The sequence below is a fragment of the Metabacillus litoralis genome (assembly GCF_003667825.1).
GTDB lineage: Bacteria > Bacillota > Bacilli > Bacillales > Bacillaceae > Metabacillus > Metabacillus litoralis_B.
On sequence record NZ_CP033043.1, the window covers coordinates 293495 to 305401 of the forward strand.

Here is an 11907-nt window from a genome sequence, read left to right on the forward strand (position 1 = left end):
CTATTAAACTTCCGAAACGGTTATCCATTGTCGTTTTTCAATTGATAAATCAACAGCCTCTAGAACTTGTTGACATTTCACACCGTCATGAAAATTTGGAACAGGCTGACGGTCTTCCTTAATTGCATCCATTAGCTCTACTATTTCATGGATAAATGTATGTTCATAACCAATTGTATGTCCAGGTGGCCACCAGTTCTCTGCATAAGCATGGGGAGGATCTGTTGCTAACACACGTCGGAACCCCTGTACATCATCTCTGTCTTCAGTGAAGTAGACTTGTAATTCATTCATTCGTTCAAAATCAAAGATAACACTGCCTTTGCTTCCGTTGATTTCAAAGGAATTTGTACAACGATGACCTGTGCCGTAACGAGTCGCTTCAAAGCTGCCTAATGCCCCATTTGCAAAACGTGTCATAAACAAGGTTGCATCATCAACCGTGACCTTTCCTTTTTCAGTCTGAGTTTCACCTTTTGAGGATAGGCCAGATGTATTTGTCGGGAGAGGTCTTTCTTTAATAAATGTTTCACTCATTCCGATTACTTCTGTCATGTCACCAATTAGGTAGTGAGCTAAATCAATTAAGTGTGCTCCTAAATCTCCATGTGAACCTGAGCCGGCTATATCTTTTTGAAGTCTCCAGGCAAGAGGGAAGGTAGGATCAACCAGCCAATCTTGTAAAAACCAAGCACGATAATGATAGATATCACCTAATTTGCCTTCATCTATTAATTTTTTTGCAAGCATAACAGCTGGAGCAAAACGATAGTTAAAGCCGACCATATGCTTAACACCTTCTGCTTCAACAACCTCAAGCATTTCACGAGAATCTTTTAATGTAAGCGCTAACGGTTTTTCGCAGAAAACATGTTTTCCTGCTTTAGCTGCAGCAATGGTTATTTCTTTATGTACATCACTAGGTGCATTAATATCTATTAAATCAAGATCGCTTCGTTCAATTAGTGTTTTCCAGTCTGTTGTATATTCCTCCCAGCCGAATTGTTTTGCTGCTTGAGCGATACCTTCAGGATTGCGTCCACAGATTACCTTCATTTCTGGCTGGATTCTATTTGGAAAGAAAAGAGGAAGATCACGATAAGCATGACTATGTGCCTTCCCCATAAACTTGTAACCAATCATCCCAACTTTTACTGTCTTCATAACATTTCCCCTTTTCAAAGTTTGGTAGAAAACAAGTTATTACGTTGATCACGATTAGTGTCATTTCCGTGGTGAATGGAGGAGAATATGTTTATATGACACTAGTGTTATAGTGAGGATTCTCTTTCAATTAAAGTGACAGGCAGCTTCAAACTTGTTTTTTCATTGTCACCATGCAAAATACAGTTTAGTACCTTTTCTGCAGCCAGTTGCCCCATTTCATATAAAGGTACATTTACGGTACTTAATGGGGGAGAGGTCATTCTCGAAATTTCTGAGTTATCGTAGCCGATAATAAAATAATCCTTTGAAGCTAGTAAACCTCGTTCATTCAAGCCCTGCATTAGTCCAATAGCCATACGATCATTTGCTGCAAAGATTGCCTTTGATGTTTGCAGGATAGGGTAAATTTGCTCAGCAAGCTTATAGCCACTTTTACGACTATAATTTCCTTCAAAAATAAGGTCCTTATTAAATGGTATGTCTTTATCTCGTAATGCTTTCCTATAGCCTTCAAGTCGATCAAGACTATTTGAAAACTCTTTTGAACCATTTAAAAAGATAACTCTTTCAAATCCTTTGTTGAGTAAAGAAGTTGTTGCTTGATAACTTCCATCTACATGATCTCCATCAATAAAGTGAAAGGGTTGTTCTGAAAAAGTTTGATTAATTAAACAATATGGCAAATGATGTTCATGTAGATTATTAAGAGCTGTAATATCATTTGGAGTATTTTTAGCCCCTAGAATAATGCAGCCGTCTACTCGTTGAGATTGAAAAAGCTGAATGTAATCTTTTGGTTGTTCAGGAGTTTGAAATAATAAGAGTAAGCCATAACCAGATTCTCCTAGTTTTGCCCCAATTCCACTAACTAACTCTGAAAAATAGTGGGTGGACATTAAGTTAACCTTAGGTAAATAAGGAACAATTACTCCTATATTGTTGCTTTTTCCTTTTGCAAAATTTTGTGCAATAACATTAGGGTGGTAGTGAAGCTCTTTTGCAGCTTTCAGCACTTTTTTCTTCGTTTCTTCTTTCAATGGAGCTATGTTGTTAAAGACCCGTGAAACAGTGGCTTCAGAAACACCTGCTAATCTTGCAACATCTTTTCTATTAGCTAATTTATTCACCCCCCGTAAATATTATGTACACGCGTTCATTTTCTCTGTTTTTAAGGAAAATGTCAATGAAAACCAAGAGATAAAAAATAAAATGAAAAAAATTTGAATATTAGGTTTAACATGTTTTAATTGGGGTAAATAGCAAAAGACAGTATCCCCCCTGATACTTTCTATATGAAAAACTTGAGGAGCCTTCATACTTTGTATGGAGGTTTTTTCTTCGTTTATGGGTTTTATTACCTATTTTGGTAATTGGTGTTGAAATATAGAGCGGTAGGTTTTATACTTGAAAATGTAATCGGTTACAAAAAATGCCGATCGAACATGAAAAGTCATCTCCAGGGAGAATGGTACATGGTAAAAATGCGTGATGTAGCAAAATTAGCAAATGTGTCAGTCGCAACAGTTTCTAGGGTCCTGCATAATCCAGAAACTGTAAAAGAAGCAACGAGAAAGAAAGTACTGAGTGTAATTGATGAGTTAAATTATAAACCAAATATGCTAGCTCGCCAGTTTCGTAGAAATGAAACAAATATTATTCTAGTAGTTGTACCAAGTATTATGAATACTGTTTTTTCAGGTATTATTGAGGGAATAGAATACGAAGCCTCAAGACATGGATATCGGGTTTTACTAGGGAATACAAATAGAAAAGTTGAAAACGAATATGACTTAGTTGAACTACTAAAGAAAAGGCAAACAGACGGTATGATTTTATTATCAGAAAGGATGGATTCAAACGATATAAAGTCTTTGAGTGAAGAATATCCTCTTGTTCTAGCTACAGCATATATTGAGGGGTTAAAGGTACCATCTGTATCAATCGACAATGTTAGTAGTAGTCGCGAAGCTGTTGAACATCTCATTAGACTAGGTCATAAAGAAATTGCTCATATAACAGGGCCCTTGCAATTTGGAATTTCTAAAGGTCGATATAAAGGTTATAAACAAGCGCTGATGCAAAATAATTTAGAAGTTCGGAATATGCTAGTTCAAGAGGGAGATTTCACTTTTGAATCTGGCTATAATCAAATGTTGAAGTTCATGGCAATTGAGAAAACACCTACAGCTATTTTTGCTGCAAATGATGAAATGGCTATGGGGGCAGTAAAAGCAGTAAAAGAATTTGGACTTAATGTTCCTAGAGATATCGCTATTGTGGGATTCGATAATATAGCATTTTCATCAAAATTTGATCCAGCTATAACGACAGTTGCACAACCCCTTTTTGAAATGGGACAAAAGTCTATGAAATTACTATTACAGCAAATTCAAGGAAAGCCGATTATTAAGTCACAATATATATTAGATTGTGAATTAATTGTGAGAGATTCTTGTGGTGGAAAAGGTAAAGAAAAGGTAATAAATGAAAAAATCAGCACATAAAATGTAACCGATTACAAATTAAGGGAGGTGAATAGCTTAAGTTACATGAAAATTGAATGGATATTTGTAACCGGTTACATTTGTGGTTGAAAAAGGAGGACTTTTCTATGTCAAATACTCTATTTAGCTTACAATTATTCACACTGCGTGAAGAAACTGAAAAAGATTTTATTGGAACATTAGAGAAAGTTGCAAAGCTTGGATATCAAGGGGTAGAGTTTGCTGGATATGGAGGATTAACGTCAAAGCAATTGAGACAGGAACTTGATCGCTTAGGGTTAAAAGCAAGTTCTAGTCATGTTCAATTATCTGTTCTAGAAAATGAATTAGCTAGGGTCATTGAATTTCAACAAACAATAGGTAGTCGACACGTAGCGTGCCCTGTCCTTCCAGCTGAAAGAAGAACAAAAGAAGCTTACTATGAACTTATTCCAATTTTAAATGAAATTGGTCGAAAATGTCACGAGGAAGGAATTACACTTTCTTATCATAATCATGATTTTGAATTAGTTGACCTAGATAATGGTAAAAAGCCTTTAGAAATACTTCTAGATGAAACAAATCCTGAATGGGTAAAGGCTGAGTTTGATGTCTACTGGTTAACAAAAGCTGGTGAAGACCCAGTTCATTGGTTAAAACGTTATGAAGGAAGAACACCACTTGTTCATCTTAAGGACATGACGACAGATGGGGAGAAGTTTTTTGCGGAATTAGGAACTGGTGGGGTTAATGTAGAAGGGGTACTTAATCAGGGGATGAGTTCAGGTGTGGAGTGGTTTGTTGTTGAGCAGGACAGATCAAGAAGAACACCTTTTGAGAGCATCGAAATCAGTATGGATTTTTTGAAAGAAAAACAATTAATAACAGTTTAAAGTTGAAAACGAAAACAAAGGGGATGGAAGAATGAAAAAATTACTTTCTGTTTTAACGATAATGACTGTTTTGTTTCTAACTGCATGTGGACTTAATGGTGGTGGCTCTACAGAACAGGCAACATCTGATTCTGGTGAGAGTAAGTCTAACGGAGGGAAAAAGACACTTGAATTCTGGCATATTGATACAGGGGAAAAAGAGGCAGTTTATGAAGAAGCAGTTGAACGATTCAAGGAAAAGCATCCTGACGTAGATGTAAAGGTTCTTCAAATTCCAAATGATGCATACAAGCAAAAGTTATCTGTTGCTATGTCTGGAAATGATGCACCAGATGTATTCCATAGTTGGGGTGGAGGATGGCTGAAGAACTTTGTGGACCAGGGGAAGGTATATGATATCACAGAAACAACAGATAAATCTCACTTTAATGAACTGGCTTTGAACAATGCTACATTTGACGGCAAGGTTTACGGTCAGCCATTAAGTCTTTCAATTGATGTTGTTTTCTATAATAAAGAGTTATTTGATAAGTACGGTCTAAAAGCACCAAAAACTTATGATGAATGGTTAAATGTGATCGATACACTAAAAGAAAACGAAATTATTCCTATTGCATTAACAAACCAAACAAAATGGCCCGGAGCTTATTATTTAATGAACTTTGCAAGTAGAATTGCTGGGCCTGAACTGTTTGAGAGTGCTTTTAATAGAGAGGGTAGAGGCTTTGATGACCCAGCTTATGTTGAGGCAGGAAAGTATATTCAAGAATTGGTAGAAAGAGACGCGTTTAATCCAGGATTTAACGGTGTACCGTATGATGAAGGTCAAGGGCGTCAGTTAATGTATACTGGTCAAGCAGCGATGATGGATATGACAATCTCATTCTTAAATAACGTAAGACAAGAGGCTCCTGAATTCGAGGAAAAGTTAGACTTTTTCTTATTCCCAACTATTCCTGGAGGTAAAGGGAACGAAACACATGTTGGGGCAGCAACCGGACCTGTTTGGTCAGTTGCACAAAACAGTGAAAACCCTGACTTAGCTGCTGAGTTAGTTAATGAACTAACAAGCAAAGAAACAGCGCAAAATTACACAGATCGCACTGGCTCATTAACAGGTGTGAAAGATGTTGTTCCAGCTGATGAATTTACAAAACGTTTTTATGAAGTGGTAGAACAAGCAACTCATTTACAAATGCCGTATGATCAAACTCTTCCACCTGAATTAGCAGAATTACACAAAGACACGACTCAAGCTGTATTTGGGCTAGATATGACACCTGAAGATGCTGCAAAGAAAATGGAAGAAAAAGCAAAAGAGCTTTTAGAGTAGTGCGGTAAGGGGGGATTTCCCCTCTTATTGTAAAAAAGGAGTGGCTGAAATGGATACACATATAAAAGTGGCTGAAAATAGGACGGTAGTCAAAAAAGTATCACGTACACAAAAGAAAATAAAAAGCGCCTTAACTATTAGTGCATTTGTCGCCCCTGCCATTATTATTTATGCAGTCTATGTTTTGTTCCCTATTATGTCTACCCTCATGTACAGTTTTTATAAATGGGACGGAATGGGAGTAGGAGTATTTATAGGATTACAAAATTATGTTGACCTTTTTAAAGACGCAATTTTTTGGAGAGCCCTCACAAATAATACATGGGTAGTGTTAACCTCGGTATTTGCTCAAATTCCTCTTGGGTTAATTATGGCACTTATGTTATTTGCACCAATAAAAGGAATTAAATTCTTTAGCAGTGTTTATTTCTTTCCATTTCTTATGTCAACAGTAGCAATCGGTTTGTTATGGGTTTTAATGTTTGATCCAATAAATGGGATAATCAATAGTATCATTAATGTATTTGGATTTGAAAATGTTTCATGGCTAAGTGAAACAAATACAGCATTATTTGCTGTATTATTGGTTATTGTTTGGCAATTCTCTCCGTTTTATATGATTCTTTTTAAAGCAGCCATTGTTGGAATACCGGATGAATTATATGAAGCTGCTGAAATTGATGGTGCAAGTTCTTTCCAAAAGTTTTTTCAGATTACATTACCTCTCCTGATGCCAACAATTGTAAGCTCTTCAATTCTAGCAATTGTAGGTTCGTTAAAAGCATTTGATATCTTCTATATTATGACAGGTGGAGGGCCTAACCACGGAACGGAACTATTAGGAACGTATATGTTTAAACAGGCTTTTATCAACTTCAATATGGGCTATGCTAGTGCTATTGCCTTTATTATGTTCTTCTTAGCCTTATTCGTTACGATTATTATTCAGGTAATGGATCATTTACGTAAAAAGAAAGGAGCCTACGGAATATGACAATGGGATTAAAAAAAGTACCTCTCTATATCATTGCCATTATGTTGTTAGTCTTCACTGGTTTTCCTTTCATCTATATGATTTCAACTTCACTCAAGTCACGAAGTCAATTCTTTGAGGAGCCATTTGCGCTATTTTCATCATTTAATTTTGAAAACTTTCGATCCGTTTTTGAAATGGGGTTAACACGATATTTTTTAAATAGTATTTTGGTGTCTGTAGTAGCTGTTTTTGTGGTAATGCTAGTAGCAGCGTTAGCGAGTTATCCTTTAAGTAGAATGAAATTTAAGTTGAACAAAGTATTATTCCTACTATTTATATCAGGTATGATGCTGCCTATTCATGCTACTCTTATTCCAATTTTTAAGCTCACACAAAGCATGGGGGTTTTTGATACAGTATGGGCTTTATTAGGACCATATATCGCTTTTAGTCTCCCAATCTCAATTTTCATTTTGACTCAGTTTATGCAAGAAATTCCCAAGTCATTAGAGGAAGCTGCGAAGATGGATGGCTGTAACCATTTTGGAATCTTCTGGAGAGTAATCTTGCCGATGTTAACACCTGCGTTAATGACAGTGTTAATCTATAACTTTATCCACTTATGGAATGAGTTTATTTTTGCCCTCGTTCTAATTTCAAGCCCAGAAAACATGACATTACCATTAGGCTTACAAGACTTTAGAGGAGAATTCTCAGTAAATATACCTGGTCTTATGGCCGCCTTAACACTAGCAAGCTTACCAATTCTTGTTGTTTACCTTTTCTCACAAGAGAAAGTTGTAAAAGGATTAGCAGGTGGGGCAGTGAAAGGATAAAACAAATTATTGGGGGATGAAAAACCATGTCAAAGATAAAAGTAGCTGTAATTGGTTGTGGAAGTATTGCAAGAAGACGTCATTTAGTTGAGTATGCAAATAATGATAATGTCGAAATCATAGCAGTGTGTGACATTGTGGAATCGCGAGCAGTAGAGATGGCTGAAAAATATGAAGCACAGGCTTTTACACAATATGAGAAAGTCGTTCAACTTGCGGAGGTAGATGTGATAAGTGTTTGTTTACCAAATGATCTACACGCTCCTGTTTCAATTGCTGCTTTAAATGCTGGAAAAAATGTTCTTTGTGAAAAACCTATGGCAACGTCCAGAAAAGAAGCAGAAGAAATGATAGAAGCTGCAGAGAAGAATAACAAAACATTAATGATTGCACATAATCAACGCTTTGTATCTTCTCACCAAAAAGCAAGACAAATAATAGAAAGTGGTGAGCTTGGAAAAATTTATAGTTTTCGAACAACTTTTGGACATCCGGGACCGGAGAGATGGAGTATTGATGGAAGGAATAGTTGGTTTTTTGATAAAGAACGGGCATTCATTGGTGCACTAGGAGATTTGGGTGTCCATAAATCAGATTTAATTCGCTATTTATTAGGAGATGTTGCGGAGGTAAGTGCATTTGTTGAAACATCTGCAAAAGAAGATACACTGGTAGATGATAATGCGGTAGCTATTTTGAAAATGGAATCTGGTGTTATTGGAACATTAACAGCTAGCTGGTCATATGTAGCTGGTGGAGACAATTCTACAGTCATTTACGCTGAAAATGCTGTTTTAAGATTAGAGGATGATCCAGATCATTCACTAATTGTTCAATATAATAATGGTGAAGTTGTGAAGCATCAACTAGATAAAATACAAACGAATGATGAAGGTGGTCAAACGAATACACATGTTATTGATCACTTTATAGACTCTATCCTGAATAAAAAAGCCCCCCTTATAAATGGGGAAGAAGGGAAAAAGTCACTTGAGGTAATTTTAGCAGCACTTGAAGCTAATGAAACAAAAAAAGTAGTGATGATAAATAAAATACCTGTAGTATAAGCAGCCGTTGTTAAGTGAGTCTATTCTATATGACTCACTTATTTTTTGTTTAGAGCCCTTCGTAAAAAGCTACCTAAAATTAACTATATCTAATTCTTAAGAATTTCTTCATATTTTCCCCACCTTAATGTTAAGAACTTTTGCTTATACTGAGTACATCCCTAGCAGATAACACATGGTATACTTTGGAAAGGAGGATAGAAGGATGAATAATTATACCGTTTTAGTAGTAGATGATGATAAAGAAATACGTGAGGCAATTGAAATATATTTGAGAAATGAAGGCATGACTGTGTTATTGGCAAAGGATGGCGTTGAGGCGATTGAGTGTTTAGAGGAAAACGAAGTTCATTTAATTGTTTTAGACATTATGATGCCAAGAATGGACGGAATTTCTGCAACGTTTAAAATTCGTGAAAAGAAAAATATCCCGATTATTATTTTAAGTGCTAAAAGTGAGGACACTGACAAAATCTTAGGATTACAGGTAGGGGCTGACGACTATGTAACAAAGCCGTTTAACCCTCTCGAGCTTATCGCAAGAGTGAAGTCACAGCTTAGAAGATATGTAAAACTAGGTCATTTTGAAGGAAGAAATCAATTAATTGATCTTAATGGTTTAATGATCGATCAAGAAGCAAAAGAAGTGACTGTAAATGGAGAAGCGGTAAAACTGACTCCAATTGAATATAAAATTGTCGAACTATTAATGGTAAACGCTGGTCGAGTGTTTTCTATTTCTGAAATTTATGAAAAGGTATGGCAGGAGCCTTGCTATAATGCGGAAAATACCGTGGCTGTGCATATTCGTAAAATTAGAGAAAAAATTGAAATCGACCCTAAAAATCCTAGATATTTAAAGGTGGTATGGGGCATTGGATACAAAATGGAAAAATAGGATCATTCTAATCTTATGGCTTGTTTTATTTACTTTTGGAGTAAGTGGTGTTTTAACAGCACTATTAAATGATCAAGACTATATGAAAACAAGCTATTTTAAAACCTCGCAATATAGAGATACGGTGGGCACTTATGCCAGCTATCTACATGCGTTTGAAATGGATTATCAATCAAAAGAAGATATGAAAGAGGCTATTACCGTATCAAAGGAAGAGATAGATGAGTATCGTTTCATGTATGGTGAATTGTCCGAACAGATTAGTAGCATAGAGGAACAATATGTATCAAGGATTCAAGAAGCACAGGCTAATAATAATCAAGATCAAGCAAATTTGTATATTAAAGAAAGAGATGCAAAAATAGCGGACATTACGAAAAATTTTGAAAGTGATGAGTACGTTGAAGAAAAAATTAGAAAAGAAAAAGAACAAAGAGTAGATGAGTACTATAAAGAGCTGGCTACATACCGGCAGGATTTTCGCGTTTATGATGAGGCTTTTTCTTATTTTCTAGTAAACACATCCACTGGTGAGGTTTTTACAAATCTACCTACAAAGGATCAAGCAGAAGTAGATAAGTACATTTCATCAGATAAAATGCTTCATATTGATCAATATCCTTCAAAGAATAACGGCTATTTAGATATAGCTGAGCTTTCCTTTATATATGGATACGAAGATCTTATCTCTCATGATCAAGCAAATTCTTTATATGAAGGGAAAATTGGTCTGCGAGAAGGAGTTTCAAGTTCTAATGCCATAATGGTTTCATATAAGCAGTATGATCAGCAAAGAAAGTTATTTTGGATCTATACAATTGGGGCAATTGTGGCACTTTTTGCTAGTTTATTCATAGGTAGAAAAATTCAAATTTTAAATAAAATAAGCTCTCATAAATCACGGGAAATTTATAATAAACTTCCACTTGATCTAGCAGTTACTCTCACTGGAATTACATTATTAATCTCTCTAGTATTCATTACGGACTTTCCTAATTTATACAATTATTACACGTTTAGAGATGTATTAAATCAACTCTTTATCATGAGTGTATTTCTTGGATTAACAATAATTCAATTGATTTTCTTATATCCAATTGTAAAAGATTTATCTAAAAACAGAGAAATCCTAAGAAAAACAATGACTGCGCGATTCTTAAAAATCATAAGAGAAGCTTTTTATAACCGTCGCGTTGGAACTCAAGTATTACTCATTTTAGGGTTTGTTTATCTGTTTGGTCTTGGAGCAGGTCCAATCTTTATTGAACCTGAATTTATGATTGCATATGTTCCTGCATTTTTCATTATTGGTATTCCTGTTTTTATATTGATCGTAAGAAAAGTTGGATACTTTAATAAAATTACCCGAAATGCACATGCTCTCGCCTCTGGTCAATTTGAACCTGATTTAAAAGTAGTTGGGAAATCCGTACTTGCAAAACTAGCGGAAGATATTAATACAATGAAGCATGGAGTAAAAACCTCACAAAAAGCGCAAGCGAAAAGTGAGAGGCTAAAAACTGAACTCATTACAAATGTTAGTCATGATTTAAGAACACCTTTAACTTCCATTATTACGTATTCAGAGTTGTTGAAAAACCCTGAGTTAACTGAAGATGAACGCAGCACATATATTGAAATCATTGATCGAAAATCTAAAAGATTAAAAGTATTAATTGACGATTTATTTGAAGCATCGAAAATGGCAAGCGGCAATATTGAACTATCAAAAACGAAGGTGGATATTGTTCAACTTCTTCAACAATCACTGGCAGAATATAATGAAACGATTCAAGCTTCTACAATCCAATTTCGAATTACAAATCCAGATTCACCTGTTTATGCTTTAATCGACGGACAAAAGCTTTGGAGGGTATTTGATAATTTAATTGGTAACATTATTAAATATTCATTAGAGCATACTCGTGCTTATATAGCTATTAAAGTGGACAATAGTCAAATCATTATTAGCTTTAAAAACATCTCAAAATATGAGCTTAGTGATGATGTGGATGAGTTATTTGAACGTTTTAAGCGAGGAGATACTTCACGTCATACAGATGGATCAGGATTAGGACTTGCGATTGCCAAATCGATTATTGATTTACATGAAGGACATTTAGATATTGACGTTGATGGTGATTTGTTTAAAGTTACCATTGTTTTAGAAAACATAGAATAGTGAAAAGTCAGCTCCAAAGGGGGCTGACTATTATTTTTCCTTACAATACTTTAACTGGTCACTTACATTTTC

10 protein-coding genes are annotated in these 11907 nt (G+C 35.3%); 8 read left to right on the top strand and 2 right to left on the bottom strand.

The features are described from left to right. Positions 1 to 3: 3 nt before the first annotated feature. Positions 4 to 1164: a Gfo/Idh/MocA family protein gene (locus D9842_RS01195; RefSeq protein WP_121660914.1), complete on the bottom strand. Its 1161-nt coding sequence runs from the start codon at positions 1162 to 1164 to the stop codon at positions 4 to 6. Between the two features lie 107 nt (positions 1165 to 1271). Continuing rightward, a complete protein-coding gene (locus tag D9842_RS01200) occupies positions 1272 to 2294 on the bottom strand; it encodes a LacI family DNA-binding transcriptional regulator (protein WP_121660915.1) in 1023 nt (340 codons plus the stop codon). Between the two features lie 345 nt (positions 2295 to 2639). Between D9842_RS01200 and D9842_RS01205 the strand changes: the two genes are divergently transcribed. From D9842_RS01205 to D9842_RS01240, 8 genes are all read left to right on the top strand, one after another. After that, positions 2640 to 3671, top strand: coding sequence for a LacI family DNA-binding transcriptional regulator (locus D9842_RS01205; RefSeq protein WP_121660916.1), 1032 nt, complete (start codon positions 2640 to 2642; stop codon positions 3669 to 3671). 107 nt (positions 3672 to 3778) lie between these two features. Continuing rightward, positions 3779 to 4543 carry a sugar phosphate isomerase/epimerase family protein gene (locus D9842_RS01210; RefSeq protein ID WP_121660917.1) on the top strand — a complete coding sequence of 255 codons (765 nt, stop codon included), beginning with the start codon at positions 3779 to 3781 and terminating at the stop codon, positions 4541 to 4543. A 31-nt stretch (positions 4544 to 4574) separates the two neighbouring features. Then, positions 4575 to 5876: an ABC transporter substrate-binding protein gene (locus tag D9842_RS01215; protein ID WP_121660918.1), complete on the top strand. Its 1302-nt coding sequence runs from the start codon at positions 4575 to 4577 to the stop codon at positions 5874 to 5876. Between the two features lie 49 nt (positions 5877 to 5925). Then, positions 5926 to 6870, top strand: a complete 945-nt coding sequence (locus tag D9842_RS01220) for a carbohydrate ABC transporter permease (RefSeq protein WP_121660919.1) — start codon at positions 5926 to 5928, stop codon at positions 6868 to 6870. Then, positions 6867 to 7688 (top strand): carbohydrate ABC transporter permease, encoded by an 822-nt coding sequence (locus D9842_RS01225; RefSeq protein ID WP_121660920.1) that lies wholly within the window; start codon positions 6867 to 6869, stop codon positions 7686 to 7688. The genes D9842_RS01220 and D9842_RS01225 overlap by 4 nt, the downstream gene beginning before the upstream one ends. Positions 7689 to 7714: 26 nt before the next feature. Further along, a complete protein-coding gene (locus D9842_RS01230) occupies positions 7715 to 8755 on the top strand; it encodes a Gfo/Idh/MocA family protein (protein ID WP_121660921.1) in 1041 nt (346 codons plus the stop codon). Between the two features lie 205 nt (positions 8756 to 8960). Further along, positions 8961 to 9653: a response regulator transcription factor gene (locus tag D9842_RS01235; protein ID WP_121660922.1), complete on the top strand. Its 693-nt coding sequence runs from the start codon at positions 8961 to 8963 to the stop codon at positions 9651 to 9653. Beyond that, complete coding sequence (locus tag D9842_RS01240; protein ID WP_121660923.1) at positions 9631 to 11835, top strand: HAMP domain-containing sensor histidine kinase; 2205 nt, start codon at positions 9631 to 9633, stop codon at positions 11833 to 11835. The genes D9842_RS01235 and D9842_RS01240 overlap by 23 nt, the downstream gene beginning before the upstream one ends. Positions 11836 to 11907: the final 72 nt, after the last annotated feature.

What these genes read in the sequence shown, in the direction of transcription:
- D9842_RS01195 (WP_121660914.1), bottom strand. Translation starts at nt 1,164, where the DNA reads ATGAAGACAGTAAAAGTTGGGATGATTGGTTACAAGTTTATGGGGAAG.
- D9842_RS01205 (WP_121660916.1), top strand. Translation starts at nt 2,640, where the DNA reads ATGGTAAAAATGCGTGATGTAGCAAAATTAGCAAATGTGTCAGTCGCA.
- D9842_RS01210 (WP_121660917.1), top strand. Translation starts at nt 3,779, where the DNA reads ATGTCAAATACTCTATTTAGCTTACAATTATTCACACTGCGTGAAGAA.
- D9842_RS01215 (WP_121660918.1), top strand. Translation starts at nt 4,575, where the DNA reads ATGAAAAAATTACTTTCTGTTTTAACGATAATGACTGTTTTGTTTCTA.
- D9842_RS01220 (WP_121660919.1), top strand. Translation starts at nt 5,926, where the DNA reads ATGGATACACATATAAAAGTGGCTGAAAATAGGACGGTAGTCAAAAAA.
- D9842_RS01225 (WP_121660920.1), top strand. Translation starts at nt 6,867, where the DNA reads ATGACAATGGGATTAAAAAAAGTACCTCTCTATATCATTGCCATTATG.
- D9842_RS01230 (WP_121660921.1), top strand. Translation starts at nt 7,715, where the DNA reads ATGTCAAAGATAAAAGTAGCTGTAATTGGTTGTGGAAGTATTGCAAGA.
- D9842_RS01235 (WP_121660922.1), top strand. Translation starts at nt 8,961, where the DNA reads ATGAATAATTATACCGTTTTAGTAGTAGATGATGATAAAGAAATACGT.